13 protein-coding genes, 1 tRNA gene and 1 pseudogene are annotated in these 15,087 nt (G+C 72.7%); 9 read left to right on the top strand and 6 right to left on the bottom strand.

What is annotated here, in order from left to right:
* Positions 1-41: 41 nt before the first annotated feature.
* The 3 genes from OO57_RS08135 to OO57_RS08145 all read right to left on the bottom strand — a co-directional run bounded on the left by OO57_RS08135 (position 42) and on the right by OO57_RS08145 (position 2,157).
* Positions 42-248, bottom strand: coding sequence for a DUF397 domain-containing protein (locus OO57_RS08135; RefSeq protein WP_033251634.1), 207 nt, complete (start codon positions 246-248; stop codon positions 42-44).
* The gene (locus OO57_RS08140; protein WP_033251635.1) at positions 245-1,102 is read right to left on the bottom strand and encodes a helix-turn-helix domain-containing protein; all 858 of its coding nucleotides are present in this window, start codon (positions 1,100-1,102) and stop codon (positions 245-247) included. Before OO57_RS08140 ends, OO57_RS08135 begins: the two co-directional genes overlap by 4 nt.
* Positions 1,103-1,428: 326 nt before the next feature.
* A complete protein-coding gene (locus OO57_RS08145; protein ID WP_033251636.1) occupies positions 1,429-2,157 on the bottom strand; it encodes a GOLPH3/VPS74 family protein in 729 nt (242 codons plus the stop codon).
* 299 nt (positions 2,158-2,456) lie between these two features.
* Between OO57_RS08145 and OO57_RS08150 the strand changes: the two genes are divergently transcribed.
* Positions 2,457-2,900 carry a hypothetical protein gene (locus OO57_RS08150; protein WP_033251637.1) on the top strand — a complete coding sequence of 148 codons (444 nt, stop codon included), beginning with the start codon at positions 2,457-2,459 and terminating at the stop codon, positions 2,898-2,900.
* Complete coding sequence (locus OO57_RS08155; RefSeq protein WP_158715055.1) at positions 2,897-4,513, top strand: serine hydrolase; 1,617 nt, start codon at positions 2,897-2,899, stop codon at positions 4,511-4,513. The genes OO57_RS08150 and OO57_RS08155 overlap by 4 nt, the downstream gene beginning before the upstream one ends.
* A 73-nt stretch (positions 4,514-4,586) precedes the next feature.
* On the opposite strand, the gene OO57_RS08160 is transcribed toward OO57_RS08155, so the two are convergent.
* Positions 4,587-5,495, bottom strand: coding sequence for a YhjD/YihY/BrkB family envelope integrity protein (locus OO57_RS08160; RefSeq protein ID WP_033251638.1), 909 nt, complete (start codon positions 5,493-5,495; stop codon positions 4,587-4,589).
* Between the two features lie 84 nt (positions 5,496-5,579).
* Entirely contained in the window at positions 5,580-6,341 is a 762-nt protein-coding gene (locus OO57_RS08165; protein WP_033251639.1) for a polyprenol monophosphomannose synthase, read from the bottom strand.
* Between the two features lie 267 nt (positions 6,342-6,608).
* Here OO57_RS08165 and OO57_RS08170 point away from each other — a divergent pair.
* Both OO57_RS08170 and OO57_RS08175 read left to right on the top strand, forming a co-directional pair.
* Positions 6,609-6,681 (top strand) — tRNA-Arg (locus OO57_RS08170).
* A gap of 210 nt (positions 6,682-6,891) precedes the next feature.
* Positions 6,892-7,992: pseudogene (locus OO57_RS08175) on the top strand (IS1380 family transposase); the annotation flags it as partial.
* A 104-nt stretch (positions 7,993-8,096) separates the two neighbouring features.
* On the opposite strand, the gene OO57_RS08180 reads toward OO57_RS08175, so the two are convergent.
* The gene (locus tag OO57_RS08180) at positions 8,097-8,270 is read right to left on the bottom strand and encodes a hypothetical protein (RefSeq protein ID WP_158715056.1); all 174 of its coding nucleotides are present in this window, start codon (positions 8,268-8,270) and stop codon (positions 8,097-8,099) included.
* Positions 8,271-8,771: 501 nt separating this feature from the next.
* On the opposite strand from OO57_RS08180, the gene OO57_RS08185 reads away from it, so the two are divergent.
* The 5 genes from OO57_RS08185 to OO57_RS39225 all read left to right on the top strand — a co-directional run bounded on the left by OO57_RS08185 (position 8,772) and on the right by OO57_RS39225 (position 14,931).
* Positions 8,772-9,164: a hypothetical protein gene (locus tag OO57_RS08185; protein WP_158715057.1), complete on the top strand. Its 393-nt coding sequence runs from the start codon at positions 8,772-8,774 to the stop codon at positions 9,162-9,164.
* 36 nt (positions 9,165-9,200) lie between these two features.
* A complete protein-coding gene (locus OO57_RS08190) occupies positions 9,201-9,893 on the top strand; it encodes an ABC transporter ATP-binding protein (protein ID WP_033251642.1) in 693 nt (230 codons plus the stop codon).
* Entirely contained in the window at positions 9,890-12,208 is a 2,319-nt protein-coding gene (locus tag OO57_RS08195; RefSeq protein ID WP_033251643.1) for an ABC transporter permease, read from the top strand. Before OO57_RS08190 ends, OO57_RS08195 begins: the two co-directional genes overlap by 4 nt.
* A 466-nt stretch (positions 12,209-12,674) precedes the next feature.
* Positions 12,675-13,709 carry an AI-2E family transporter gene (locus OO57_RS08200; protein WP_033251644.1) on the top strand — a complete coding sequence of 345 codons (1,035 nt, stop codon included), beginning with the start codon at positions 12,675-12,677 and terminating at the stop codon, positions 13,707-13,709.
* A 199-nt stretch (positions 13,710-13,908) separates the two neighbouring features.
* The gene (locus tag OO57_RS39225) at positions 13,909-14,931 is read left to right on the top strand and encodes a hypothetical protein (RefSeq protein ID WP_051776895.1); all 1,023 of its coding nucleotides are present in this window, start codon (positions 13,909-13,911) and stop codon (positions 14,929-14,931) included.
* Positions 14,932-15,087 lie beyond the last annotated feature (156 nt).

Consider the following 15,087-nt stretch of genomic DNA (forward strand, 5'->3'; position numbering starts at 1 on the left):
CGCGGGAAGCGGCGGGCACCTGCGTGCGGTCCTGCGGCGGCTCAGACCTCGCCGAAGCGGCCGGTGCCGGCCGCCGCCGCGAACGCGGCCCAGGAGGCGCCGGTGAAGCGCAACTGCGGGCCCTGCGGGTCCTTGGAGTCGCGGACCGCGATCGAGGCCGAGCCCGGCACGGCGATCTCCACGCAGGCGCCGTTGCCCCCGCTGTAGCTGCTCTTGCGCCAGGACAGGCTCTCGGTGGCCTTGCTCATTTCATGAACTCCTCTGCGATGGTGGCGATCATCGACCGGCTCTCCGCGACGCTCAGCGCCGCGGCCCTCAGGTGGTCGTACAGATTGGTATAGCGGCGGACGTCGGCGTCCTTCTCCAGGTAGAGATCGCTCGTCACTCCTTCGAAGTAGACGACCGTGGAATCCGCTGACTCGGGGAACTCCAGCAAGGAGAATGTCCCGGTCATGCCGGGGTGCGAGCCGTGGGTGAACGGGATGACCTGGAGGTTGATGTTCGCCCGCTCGCCCAGTTCCACGAGTTGGTACAACTGCTCGGCCATCACCCGCGCACCACCGACCTGGCGGCGCAGCACGGCCTCGTCTATGACGACCCACAGGCTGCCGAGCTGGTCCTCGCCGTGGATCCGGTGCTGCCGCTTCAGCCGGACGTCCACCCGGCGCCGGATCGCGGCCGGGTCGGTGTCCGGCTGGGTGCCCGCCACCACCGCCTCCGCGTACTCGCGGGTCTGCAGCAGCCCCGGCACGAACGAGGACTCGTAGGCCCGGATCGAGGAGGCCTCCGCCTCCAGCCCGATGTACACGCTGTACGGGATGTCCCCGAACTCGTGCCACCAGCCGCGCTGGCGCGACTCCTTGGCCATCTCCATCAGCCCGGTGCGGACCCGCTCGTCCTCGACCTCGTAGACGTCGCACAGGTCGCGCACGTCGCGCTGGCTGATCGAGCGGCGGCCGTTCTCCAGTCGGCTGATCTTCGACTGGGAGACCATCAGGCGGCCGGCCACCTCTTCGGCGGTCATCCCCCTGAGCTCGCGCAGGCGCCGCAGTTCGGCGCCGAGCCTGCGGCGGCGAACCGTCGGATTCACGCTGGCGGACACATCGACCTCCGGCCCTACTTCTGGCAACAGTGCGGTAATTGGTACCAACCCCCCTGACGCTGAGCAGCATGCCACCTCAACTGCGGTCCATGCCCAGGAATCGCGGTACCGCAGTGGAACAGATCATTTGAAAATAGCTCAATCGGGATGCCCGCACTTGCCAACGGCGCGCCCACCCGATAAAGGGGATCCCGTGCGCCGAACGGCACTTGACGGCCGGTCCGCCCCGACGGCCGTCCCCGGGAACGCCAGAGGGCGGGTGGCCCGGTGCATCGCACCGGGCCACCCGCCCTCAGACCGAACCGAACGCTAACGGCGTGCGCCGCTCATCGGGCGCCCACCCGACTGGCCACGCTGCGCCCCGCGGCGGCGGGACGACCGGCCGGACCGCGCGAACCCGCGGGCGCCGACCTGCCCTGCTGCTGCTGGGCGGGCAGACCGTTCTGCACGTCCATCACCGCGTGGGCCACCATCCCGCCCAGCGGGTCGTACCTGATCAGGTCCCGCAGCCGGGAGCGCGAGGACCGCCCTTCGTTGCCCGGGTACAGGTGCTTGCCCAGGCCGACCGCGTGCGCCAGTGCCGCCAGCGCCGCCGTCCGCGGGTCCGGCGGTACGCCGGTGCGGATCGCCGTGTCCAGCCGCTGCTTGATCGCCGCGTTGGTGCAGTCGTCCGACGCCTGGTAGCGCGTCGTCGGCAGCACCCCGCAGACCTGTCCGGCGACGGCGGTCACCATGCCGCACCGCTCCAGGTGCGCCAGGTACGTCTGCCGCAGGCCCAGTCGCGGGCCGCCGATCCAGTGCGCGGCGCGCACCGGGCTGCCGCGCCGGCGCAGTAGTTCCAAAGCGTGGTCAAGGGTCGGGTCGCCGGTCGGCCGTGGTACCACCACGGCGATCCGGTCCCCGTCCGGGACTATCCTTCCGGCCAGGGACAGCTCGACGAGCTGCGCCCCGGCAAGTCCGAGGTCGAGGGTCTGCGGCTGCGCGGTGGTACCCGTGGCCGGGTCCAGCGCGAGCAACAAGAGCTCCTCAGGAATGGTTCGACGGCCTCTGCCCATCCAAGCCTCCCCGCGTGGATGAATGACAGGGTGACGCCTCTCACACGGGCTTGTCGAGTACGCCTCCGAATCGTGACCTTGCCCGGGCAGGCTGGAACCACCGCCCGACGGCGCCGCGTCCCACCGGGCAACAGCCCGTACGGGCAGGAAAAACCGCCGGTCGGGCGGGGTGCGACGGGCCCTTGCGGGCTCGGTGCCGGAGACTGTACAGGTGCTGGGCCGGGCCGAGAACCCGCCCGAAAAAACCAGCTTGTGTGATCGGACCGGCGGTGCCGGGCGGACGAGGAGGAGTGGGTTACGTGGGCGAGTCCCCGAAGAGCGAGCGGCCCGACGGCGAGGAGCGGTCGACCGGAACCGAGGAGACCCCGCACGAACCCGGCGACGCCGCGGGCAGCGGCACCGTCCACCTGCGCGTCCGCGATGCGGACACCCGCACCACCGCCCTCCGCCTCCCCGCCGACCTCCCCGAGTCCAGCGCCGCCCTCGGGGCCTCCCGTCCCACCCCTCGGGACGAGGATGTCCCGGAATCCGAGACGGAACCGACCGGCCCCCAGCCGACGATGACGCTGCGGCTGTCGGACCTGCCGAAGGGCGGGGAGTCGGAGGCGGAGTCGGAGGATGCTCCGGCGGGGCCTCAGCCGACGATGATGCTGCGGCTGTCGGACCTGCCCAAGGGCGGGGCGGCGGACGAGGACACCGAGGTTGAGGACGAGGCCGAGGACGCGCCCGCTGCGAGACGATGATGCTGCGGCTGTCGGACCTGCCCAAGGGCGGGGCGGCGGACGAGGACACCGAGGTTGAGGACGAGGCCGAGGACGCGCCCGCTGCGACCGCGCCGGAGACCGAGCCGAAGACCGAGCCGAAGGTTGAGCCGAAGGCCGGGCCGGTGGCGAAGACGGTGCCGGCCGCGGCCGAGTCCAAGGCGGAGCCGAAGCCCGCACCGGAGCCCGCGGCCGGGCCGAAGCCCGCGCCTGCGCCGGAGCCGAGGAGCGTGCCCCGCCCCGCACCCGCCGCGCCCCCCGCACCCGTTGCTGCTGCTGCGCCCGTCGCTCCCGCCCCCGTCGCGCCCGCGCCCGGGCCGGAGAGCACCGCCGAGGCGCTGGAGGTGCTGAAGGGGCTGAGCGCCCGTCCGGTCTCGCCGCTGCGGCGGGCGGTGAAGCGGGTCACGATCTGGGGCGTGTTCCTGGCGGTGGTGCTGGGCGTGCTGGTGGCGGCGCAGTTGCTGCGCCCGCTGCCGACGCCGCAGGCGAAGCTCTCGTTGCAGGACTCGTTCACCTTCGGCGGGGAGCAGCCGAACATCCCGTGGCCGACGCGCGGGCAGGCCGCCGCCGAGGTGGTGGGCGTGGGCAGCCTGGGGGCGTCGGGGGAGGAGACGCCCGTCCCGATCGCGTCGGTGACCAAGGTGATGAACGCCTACCTGATCCTGCAGGCGCACCCCCTGAAGAAGGGGGAGAGCGGCCCGGTGATCACGGTGGACCAGCAGGCCGCGCAGGAGTCCGGGAACAGCGACGAGTCGACGGTGGTGCTGAAGGAGGGCCAGCAGCTCACCGAGTACGAGGCGCTGGAGATGCTGATGCTGCCGTCGGCCAACAACGTGGCCCGGCTGCTGGCGCGTTGGGACTCCGGCAGCGAGGCGGAGTTCCTGAAGAAGATGAACGCCACCGCCGCGCAGCTCGGTATGACCAACACCACCTACGCGGACCCGGCCGGGTACGTCAACGACACCAAGTCGACCGCGAAGGACCAGCTGAAGCTGGCCGAGAAGGTCATGCAGATGGAGATCTTCCGGCAGATCGTCGCCGAGCCGGACACCCGGTTCAACGGGCAGCGGGTCTACAACACCAACGCGCTGCTCGGGAAGAACGGCAACATCGGCGTGAAGACCGGTTCGTCCACGCCCGCGCAGTCCTGCCTGATGTGGGCGGCCGTCAAGGAGATCGGCGGCGAGGAGCGGATGATCCTCGGCGTGACGCTGGGCCAGCCGCAGACCAAGGAGGAGATGAGCCTGGTCCGCGCCGCCCAGCCGCCGAGCGACCGGATCAACGTGGCCGCGCAGGCCGCGCTGGCCGGGCGGACGCTGGCCAAGCAGGGCGACGTGGTCGGCCACGTGGACGACGGCGTGGGCGGCAAGGTGCCGCTGGTCGCGGCGAAGGACCTGACCGTCGCCGGCTGGAACGGCGTCACCGCGCACCTGACGCTGACCCCGGTCGGGAAGATCGCGCACACCCTGGCGGCGGGCACCCAGGTCGGCACGCTGTCGGCGGGCGAGGGCGAGGGCCGCGTCGAGGTGCCGGTCACGCTGCAGTCGGACCTGGCCCCGGCGTCCATCGGCTCCCGGCTGCTGCGCCTCGGCTGAGGCCCGCGCCGCGGGGTGACGCGAACCGGCCCGGACGGGATCGTCCGGGCCGGTTCGTCGTCCTCCGGGCGGGCTACCAGCGGCCGCGCTCGGTGCGGGTGCCGAGGCGGCGGGAGAGGGCGGGTTCCTCGGAGAGCACCCGGCCGAGCACCAGGGCCAGGGTGATGGCGGTGAACAGCACGATCAGCCAGGACAGCGCGGTGAACACCACCCCGTACGGGCCGAATTTCTCCACGGAGGCGGTCATCGCGTGCGGCAGGTAGACCTTCGAGGCGATGCCGAGGCCGACCTCGGCGACGCCGCACAGCAGGGCGCCGGGCAGCAGCGGGTACCAGCGGATCCGGGCGCCGAGCAGCAGGTGCTGGGTCCACCACCACACGGCGGTGGAGGCCAGGAAGGTCAGCGGGACGCCCAGCCACGGGCCGGCGCCGAAGCCCTTGCGCATCGGGACCTGGACGACCAGGAACACCAGCCAGCCCAGCAGCCACACCACCCAGCGCCACAGGGCCAGCCGGGCGCTGTTCTTCGGCATCTCCCAGGCCCGCTCGCAGACCCGCTGCAGGGCCCGGCTGAGCGCGGTCGCGGACGCCAGGGTGACCAGTGCGCCGATCGCCCCGATGCTCTGGGTGGTGCCGTCGGACTGGGTCTGCATCAGCTGCTGGACCTGCTGCTGGGCGGAGCCCTCCAGGCCGAGCTGCTCGCGCAGCGAGCCGGTGACGCTGTTCTTCAGCGTGGCGGGGGCGAACACCGCGACCACGAACAGGGCCGGCAGCGCGGACAGGAAGGCCTGCGCGGCCAGCCGGGTCGCGTTGTCCAGCAGGTTGACCCGGATCAGGTTGCTGACGGCCCGCCCGACCAGAGGGATCCGCTCGGGGGCGCCCTTGGCGGACTCGGCGAGCCGGGCCGCCCGCTGCTTCGCGGACTCCCACCGGCCGGGGCCGGGGCCGGGGTCCTGCTCCGCTCGTTGCAGTGACTCTGTCACGCCGAAACCTCCGCAAGCTCCGCCGGGCCGGGAACCTCCATCGTCACCTGGTCCGGCGCAGCCCGCGGAGGCGGAGCGTGGCGGCTACTTCTTCCGGGTGAGCCGGGCGACCCGGTCGGCCACCCCCCAGGCGGTGACCCGCCACAGTGCCTCGACCACGATGTTGCGGCTCATCTTCGAGGCGCCGTGCTCGCGCTCGACGAAGGTGATCGGCACCTCGGCGACCTTGAACCCGGCCTTCACCGTGCGCCAGGCCAGGTCGACCTGGAAGCAGTAGCCCTGCGAGGCCACCTGGTCCATGCCGAGGCCGAGCAGCGTCTCCTTGCGGAACGCCCGGTAGCCGCCGGTGACGTCCCGGATCGGCACGTCCAGCATCAGCCGGGAGTACGTGGAGCCGCCCTTGGACAGCAGCAGCCGCGACTTCGGCCAGTTCACCACCGCGCCGCCGGGCACCCAGCGCGAGCCCAGCACCAGGTCCGCGCTGCGCAGCGCGGTCAGCAGCCGGGGCAGCTCCTCGGGCTGGTGCGAGCCGTCCGCGTCCATCTCGACCAGCACGTCGTAGCCGTCGTCGATGCCCCACCGGAACCCGGCCAGGTAGGCCGCGCCGAGGCCCTCCTTGCCCTTGCGGTGCAGCACCTTCACGTGGTCGTCGTCGGCGGCGAGGGCGTCGGCGATCTTGCCGGTCCCGTCCGGGCTGTTGTCGTCGGCGACCAGGACGTGCGCCTCGGGGACGGCGGCGCGGACTCGGGACACGATCCGTTCGACGTTCTCGGCCTCGTTGTAGGTCGGGATGATCACCAGGATCTTGCCGAGGCCGGCGAACGGGGTCTCCGGGGAGGTGCTCACAGATGGGTGCCTTTCACGAGCGGCTGACCGGTGCGGCGCACGTGTGCGCGCCCCCCACGGTAGGCCACCGCACCAGGTGCCCCGGGCCACCCGGCGGGTCGGCGGCGGGGCGGTGGCGGGGCGGTGGAGGGCCGGTGGAGGGCCCGGCGGTGGGCCGGGTGGCGGGGCGGTGGAGGGCCGTGGCGGGTCACCGGGGAAAGGGGTCAGCGAGCCCGAAGCGCGATCCGCTACGCTGTCAGCGGTCCTGCGGCGGTGTCCGCGGGCCCCGCCTCAGTAGCTCAGGGGATAGAGCACGGCTCTCCTAAAGCCGGTGTCGCAGGTTCGAATCCTGCCTGGGGCACGCGCACGACCGCAGGTCGCAGGCCCTACCGCTCTTCCAAGCGGGAGGGCCTCCAACCTTCCAGCACGGATTCAGCACGCATCAGGCCCCAGCGGCGTGCGGGCCGGCCTCCAGGGCCGCCAGCTGGAGGGCGAGCTTCTGGGCCTCCCGGGCGGCCTTCTCCGCGTCTTGTACCCGGGCATGGTCTGGATGACCTTTACGTCGGCTCCACTGGCGATTGTCGGAGTGCTGCGGGCCGAATCCGGCGTGTTCGGGCCGATGGCCTCTGATCCGACCGTCTCGCGGCTGGTCGGCAAGGCACGGGCCGATGTCCGCGAACGGATATGGCAGTTGGCCGGGCAGGCCGCGCCGGACGCGGACGGGAACGTGACCGTGGACATCGACGAGGTGCTCGTCATCGCGCACTCCGACAAGGAGGCGGCCGCCGCGACATGGAAGACAGCCTACGGCCACCACCCGCTCATGGCGTTCGTCGACCACGGGGCAGATGGGTCCGGGAAGCCGGTGGCGGACCTGCTGCGGCCGGGCAACGCGGGCAGCAACACCGCCGCCGACCACATCACCACCGCCCAACTCGCACCGGCCCAACTGCCGAAGAAGCACCGCCGCGGAGGGCACACCCCCGCCCGCACGGACTCCGGCGGCGGCACCCACCGGTTCGTGAACTGGCTCGCGGCACGCGGGCGATGGCTGTCCTACTCGGTCGGGACGACGATCACCGGTGCTGTCCACCAGGCCGTTCTGCCGGTGCCGGCCTCGGCCTGGACGCCCGCGGTCGAGCCCGGAGGCCAGGTCCGTAACGGCGCCCGGGTCCCCGAGCTCGCAGGCGACGTCCTCAGGGGACGGCCCGCGGGGATGCGGCTGATCGTGTGCAAGGAACGGCCTCACCCAGGAGTGCAGTTCCGCTTCACGGATGCCGACGGGGTGCGGCTGACCTGCTTCGCCACCAACACCCCGATCGCCCAACTGGAGCTGCGGCACCGTCGGCGGGCCCGCGCCGAGGACCGCATCCGCGCCGCCAGAGCCACCGGTCTGTGCAACCTCCCCCTGCACGACGCCGCGCAGAACCGCGTCCGGTCGGAGGTCGTCCAGCTCACGCTCGACCTGTCGGCCTGGATGCCGATGCTCGCCCTGACCGGCGACGCACGCAGGTGGGAACCCAAGCGCACACGACTGCGGCTGTTCTCCGCAGCCGCCCAGCTCGTCACCACCGGCCGTCACTGCTGCCTCCGCCTGGCCCGCCACTGGCCCTGGACCGACGAGACCACCACCGCGTTCGAACGCCTGCAGGCCCTGCCGAACCCCGACTGACCAGCGGCAACCCCATCCCGACGAGCAGCCGAACACCCCGGAGCCGTGGAATCCGGCGCCCACCCGGCGCGACAGTCGGGCCAACCGCATGCCCACCATCATCCTCACCAACCGAAACGGCCCGCCGGATGAACCGACGGGCTGTCACGAAAGATCGAGGCCAGCTCCTGCTGCTCGCGCCACTCGGCGAGGACGTGCTCCTGCTCCGACCTGGCGGAGGCGGCCAGCGACGCGTTGCCCAGCGCGGTCACCGCGGTGCTCCCGCTCGGGGTGAACAAGACCGGCGTCACCCCGGTGACCAGGTGGGTGCAGCTGGGCGGTACCCGATCCGTCGGCCCGCCGTGGCCGTACCCGTCTTCCCGGAGGCGCCGGGGGTAGAAACGGACTGGCCCCGCCCCGCGGTGAGGGCCCAGAGAGGTGTCCAGTGCAGGGCCGAAGATCGGTGTTGCTTCCTGCGCGGCTGCTGCTGGCGGGCGGGGCAGTTCGGTCGAGGGCGGCTGCGTCGCCCATGGCGTTCTGGCAGTTGGGCCCGCCTCGGCGCTCTGGCGTCCTTGCCGGGCTGGGCGGCGGGGCCTCGCCGACGGCATGGGTATAAAGGGTGAAGCAGGCCGAATGACGATTTTGTGTGCCATCGAAGGATGCTTGTGCAGCCTGATTCGTGCGTTGCTTAAATAGCTCTTGGTGATGGCTTGGATACCTGTTGTGGCTGGCATTTGACGATCCATAGCGTGTCTATGCACGTTCGTGACCCACATGAACGGACATCGGAGGGGAACTTCATGAAGAACACACGCGGTACCCGCTGGATACGCCGGGGCGCCGTGGGCGTCGCGGCCCTGGGCCTCACGCTCGGGGTGATCCCCGGCCAGGCGTCCGCCGACAGCGGTGTCATCTCCGCCTCGGACGGCCAGTGCCAGGCCCAGTGGCTGTCGGGGAACGACTGGTTCGGCATCCGGGACGGCGACATCTACGACAGCGACTACTGTTACGTCGACTACTCGTTCAACTCGGATCACTCGGCCCGCAGCCGGGTCTCGCGCGCGCAGGACATCAACACCAACTGGGGCTACTACGGCATCACCGTGACCTCCAGCTACATCTACTTCCACGTGTGCAAGGAGCGCCAGGACGACCCGGACATCTGCTCCAGCTGGGTCGGTACCAACGCCTGATCCGACAGCGCGTCAGCCGATGCAAGGAGTGAATGCGTGACACCCGTTCTGCAGGCCAGGGCCCTGCGCGTCAACTACGGCCCGGCTGTCGCGGTGGCGGGCGTCGATCTGAGCATCGGCTCCGGGGAGGTGGTGGGGGTGGTGGGCGCGTCCGGATCGGGCAAGACCACCCTCCTCCACTGCCTCTCCGGGCTCCTGGCCGCCGACAGTGGCAGTGTCCTCTTCCGCGACCGGCCGATCGAGGACATGACGGAGCGCCAGCGCGACGAACTGCGCCGCTCCCATTTCGGGTTCGTCTTCCAGTTCGGCGACCTCGTACCGGAGTTGACGCTGGTGGAGAACGTCTCGCTGCCGCTGCGCCTGCAGGGCGTGCGGGCGGCGCGGGCCCGGGAGCGTGCGGCCGAGCAGCTGGACGCGCTCGGCATCGGGCACCTGGGGCCGCGCACGGTCGGGGAGGTGTCCGGCGGGGAATTACAGCGGGCGGCGATCGCACGGGCGGTGGTGCACCGGCCGGACGTGGTGTTCGCGGACGAGCCGACGGGTGCGCTGGACGACCGCAACTCCGAGGCGGTGTTCGAGCTGCTGCTGCAGCAGGCCCGCACGCACGGCGCGGCGGTGGTCCTGGTCACCCACGATCGGCACCTGGCCGCGCGTACCGACCGCACTGTGGTCCTGGTCGGCGGACGGGTGGTCGGGGCCGGGGCCGGGGCGGAAGTCGAGGCCGGATGAGCGCGTCGTTGCGGACCGCGCTCGCGGTCGCCTGGCAGGCAGTGGTCTCACGCCAGGGTCGGCGCCGCGTCGTGCTGCTCGTCCTGGTGGGCGCGGTGGCCGCGCTGGGTGTGCTGGCCACCTTCGGCACCGCGGCGATGCAGGGGCGCGAGAGCGCCCGCGCGGCGGCGATGGTGCCGGTGTTCGGGCCTCAGCCGGGTCAGGGCGGCACCCCGGTGTTCAGTCGGCCGGGCGTCGCGGAGACCGGGTGGAGCGAGCTGGAGCAGGACTACCGGGGCCGTGCGGTGAAGATCGTGCGGGTGGCCGACCCGGCCGGGAACGGCCCGTTCGCGCCGGGCGTCACCGCCTGGCCGCGCCCGGGACAGGTACTGGTCAGCCCGGCTCTGGAGCGGCTGCTGAAGGACTCCGACGGGCAGATCCGGCGCTGGTTCACAGGCCAGGACGTCGCCGTGCTGCCGCCGGGCGCCGTCGGCAGTGCGGGCCAACTGCTGGCCTACGTGGGTGTCGCGCCCGAAGAACTGCGGAGCGGCCAGGGGTCTCTGGTGGGGTTCGGCGGCGAGGGTGGCCCAGGGTTCGGCTGGTACCCGGCGCTGGGCTGCATGCTCTTCCTGGTGCTGCCCGGGTTCGCCCTCGTGCTGACCGCGAGCCGCTTCGGGCGCCAGGTCCGCACCGTCCGCTACCAGGCCCTGCGACTGCTCGGCATGCCTGCTTCCCGGGCCCGGGCAGGGGGCGCGGTGGAGACGGCGCTGCCCGTCGTGGCCGGGGCGCTGCTGGCCGCGCTCGCCTGGCCGTGGCTGCTGTCGGACGCGTTCGTCCTTCCGGTGACCGGCCGCGAACTCTTCGGCGCCGACCTGCAGGTGACAGCCGCCCAGTCGGCGCTCACCGTGCTGGGCCTGGCCGCCCTCGCCGGAGTGCTGGGCGCGGCCACCGCCGCAGGCTCCGCCCGCACCGCGCGGGGCGTGCGCTTCCTCAAGCCGGTGCGCCTCACCAGCCCGTGGGTGGCGCTGCTGTTCGGCGCGGGTCTGCTGCTCGTCGCGGTCGCGTACTGGCGCCACAAGGCCCGCGATCCGCTGCTGTGGACGGCCATCGTCCTCCTCGGCGCGGGTCTGCCCAGTGCCGCGGCCTGGAGCGGGCAGCTACTGGCCCGGCTGTTGGGACGGATCGAGGTCGGTACGGTCTGGCTGCTGACCACCCGTCGGCTCGCCGCCGACGCCCAGTCCAGGTTCCGGGTCGCCGGGATGGTCGGGATCGCGGTGTTCGCCGTCGGCGCGGCCCAGCCCGTCGCCCAGGTCCTCGCCCAGCCGAACCTGCCCTGGGCAGCCCAGGCACGCGCCGCCGGGCACGCCGATCTCCTCGCCCGCGCCGAGACCCTGGAAGCCGCCCCCCTCCACCTGAACGAGCCCCCGGCCGCCGTCCGCTCCCTCGTCCCCGCCGTCGCCCTGTGGGAACCGGAGCAGGACACCGCCACCCGCCCCGCCGCCACCGCACTCGTCGCCACCTGCCCCCAGCTGGAAGCCCTCTTCGCCCAGCCCCTGCCCGACTGCCCCGGCGGCCGCATGGCGCTGCACCGCGCCGACGTCCCCTACCCAGCGGGCACCCCGGCAGTGGAACCGCTGCTGGTGCGCTCCGCCGACCTCGCCCGCGCGCAGACCGTCCCGCCCCCTGCCGTGGTACTGGCCGTCCCGGACGGGCAGGACGCCCCGGTGGAGGCCGCCATGGTGCTGCCGCCCGACGATCCCGCGCTCACCGCACTGGGCGAGCCCTTTCACTACACCGCCTACCTGAGGGTCCCGGTGGACACGGCCGTCTGGGAGGATGCCCGGGCCTGGGTGGTGTCCGCCTCGCCCGCCTACCGGCTGGACAACTCCTACCAGGTGTCGGAGGTCGTCGACAGCACCGGCAGCTGGGTCCTGCTCGGACTGACCACCGCAGCAGCGATCACCTTGCTCGGCGCCGCCCTGTCCATCGCCGAAGACGGCGGACGCCGCCGTGAATGGTTCGGCCTGCGCGCCCTGGGTGTCCCGCGCACCCGACTCACCGCGGTCCAACTCGCCGAAGCCGCCCTCACCTCGGCGGTCACTGTCACCCTCGCCACCCTCGCCTCCACCACGGTCGGCGCCGCCTACCTCCGCATCAACGACGACCACCTCGACAGCAGCCTCCCCTACCTCCTCGCCGCCCTCACCGGCGTCGCCGTCGTCGTCCTCACCGCCCTCGCCAGCAGCTGGACCACCCTGCGCAGCCCCCGCCGCCGGTCGCCCGCGGCCCAGCCCGCGAACACCGCCCACCCGGACCCGGAGCCGATTTCGCCGTGACCGAGCCCTGATGAAGAGACCGCTGTCCAACGAGTGAACAGGCCGCAGTGGAGAGCCGAGCCAGGCACCAGCTCCACCGTGACCGCGGGCGTGCCGATCCCGCCGGGCGGGGCCGCTTGCCATCCTCCCCAGCGTCGCCGGAGGCGAGGGTGGCCGCGCGGTCGGTGAAGTAGGCGTGGAACGCGCCGGTCTCGTCGTGCGCCCGGTAGTGCGCGGCCTGCTGCTCGGGCGTCTCGCACTGGCCGACGAACGGGCGGGCGTCGATGGTGACGAGAGTCTGATGCTTATTTGAAAAGTTTCGACTTCGTATCGGGATCGCCGCCCGGGCGGATGCGCCAGCGGGGGTGCGCCGGGCGGGTGATTCGGTTCGGGCGGGCGTGCGGGGCGGTCTCGGGGCGGTGGCTGCGGGGGAGGATTCCGCGCATACCGGGCGGCGGTGGGCCGGTGCGGCGGAAGGGCGGAGCTCGTGGACTTCGAACGGGAACCTGTCGCGGCGGGGGCGGACTGGCGGTCGGCCTCCCGCTGGGGGGCGGCGGTGCTGGTGGCGGCCGCGGTGGTGGCGCTGGTGGTCGCGCTGTGCGTGCTGCTGCGGGCGGCGGTGGTGCCGCTGCTGATCGCGGTGCTGATCAGCGCCCTGGTCGAGCCGGTCAGCCGGCGGCTGACCGCCCGCGGCCTGCCGCGGGCGCTGGCGGCGGCCACCGGCTGCCTGCTGCTGGTCGCGGTGGTCGGCGGGGCGCTGTGGGTGGTGGTGAGGCTGATCTCGGACGCGGCCTCCGGCCTCACCGCCTCGCTCCAGGCCGCCGCGGAGCGGGCCTCCGGCACCGACCCGTTCGCGCAGGCGGTGCGCGGTGCGGCGAGCGGCCTGCAGCAGTTGGGGCGGAGCCTGGGCGCGGGCGTGGTCTCCGGGGTGCTGAACGGGGTCGGCCTGGCCGCGCAGGTGCTGGCCTGCGGGGTGCTGACCCTGGCGCTGGCGTTCTTCCTGCTGAAGGACCGGGCGCTGCTGGTCGCCGCGCTGCGCAGGGCGGCCCCGGCCGGGCAGGAGGAGAAGGTCCTCGGGGTGGCCGGGACGGGGTACGCGGCGATGTCCGGCTTCATGCGCGGCACCACGATCATCGCGGGCATCGACGCGGGCTTCATCGCCCTCGGCCTGACCCTGCTCGGCGTGCCGCACGCGCTGGGCCTGGGCGCGCTGGTGTTCGTCGGCGCGTACGTGCCCTACGCGGGCGCGTTCCTGTCCGGACTGACCGCGGTGGTGGTGGCGTTCGCGGACGGTGGCCTCGGCGAGGCGCTGTGGGCGTTCGGCATCGTGCTGGGCGTGCAGGCGCTGGAGGGCGCGATCCTGCAGCCCGCGGTGCAGAGCCGGACGGTGCAACTGCACCCCGCCGTCGTCCTGTTGGCGATCTCGGCGGGCGCCTCGCTGGGCGGCCTGCTCGGGACGCTGCTGGCGGTGCCGCTGACGGCGGCCGCGGTCGGCGTGGTCAAGCAGGTGCGACGTTGGTAGTGCTGATGCGTCGTCAAATAATCGAGTCGGAACGGGAATTGATGCCGATCGGACCGGTTCTGCACGCTTCGATCCGAGGGTGAGGAGTGTGTTACGTTCCGTGCCCAGAGCATAGAAAGAGTGGACCCCGGCGGTGCTACCAACACCCCGGGGCCTGGCACAGGAGTAGCTTCCCATGCACGTTCATCGTAGCGCGCGCATGCGCGGATCCGACCCCTTCGCGGCGCTCCGCCCCGAGGCTTCGGGCATCGGCCACTGCGCGTTCGGCATCGCCGTCCGCATCCTCACCGACCCCGCCGGGTGCGACAGGGACGTCCGCGGATTCGCCGACGTCTCCCCGGAGGGGCGGACCGCGATCACCAACAGCTTCCGGGAGTTGCGGGACGCCGGTTTCTACTGGGTGGTGACCTTCAAGCTCCCCAACGGTCACATCATGAGTCAGACCCACCTCTTCGACACTCCGCAGCAGGTCGCGCCGGATCCCGTCCTACCGGGACCCGGTGGACGGGAGGCCGCTGCGCCTGTCGTTGTATTGAAAACCCGGAGGGGAAAACCCTCCCTCCCGACCGTCGACGCGACCGTCGACGCGACCGTCGACGCGACCGTCGAACCGGTCGCGGAGCCGGTTGCGGCGCCGGAGGCGGAACCGGTCGTGGTGGTGGAGGCCGAACCCGCCGTCGCGGCGCGGGTGGTGGACGAGGAGACGCGGGCGGCGGTGAGCCTGCTGTACCGGGCGATCCGGCCCGAACCCCGGTTGCGGCTCGGCGAGGCGGAGGCGCTGGCGCTGGCCCCGCTGGTGGTGGAGTGGCAGCGCCGCGGCAGCACGGCGGAGGACCTGGCACAGGCCCTGCTGCACAGGCTGCCGATGCTGATGCACTCCGCGCCGGGCGTGCTGCGCTACCGCCTGGAGCAGAAGATGCCGCCGGAGCCGGGCACGTTCGGGGAGCTGACCCTCGGAGCACCCCTGGGAGCGGCCCCGACGGCGCCGGGCGGGCCGCCGAGCGGGCCGCGGAGGGCCAGTTACGCCGAGTGCGCCAAGTGCCATGACCCGGTGCCGAGTCCGGGCATCTGCGGCCCCTGCGCGGGGCTGCCCCACCGGCCGGTCGCGGTCGGCGGCGGCTCGGGAGTCGTCCGGGCCGGAGCGCGACGGGCCAGGGCCGCCCTGCGGGCGGCGCAGGACGTGCTGCAGGTCGGACCGTGCCCGGACGCCGCCGCGGGGTAGCGGACTCCGGCTCGGCGGTGCATTCGTCGGCCCTCGCCGGCCTCGATCTCCTGTCCCGGACCCGGGTGCAGAGCACGCGTCTCGGATTTCGGCGCGGGCTTGCCGGGAATCGGGGCGCCGTCAACGGAGTTGGTGGGGGGACGAATCGTCTTTGGA

Source organism: Kitasatospora phosalacinea, from assembly GCF_000717185.1.
Classification (GTDB): Bacteria; Actinomycetota; Actinomycetes; order Streptomycetales; family Streptomycetaceae; genus Kitasatospora; species Kitasatospora phosalacinea_A.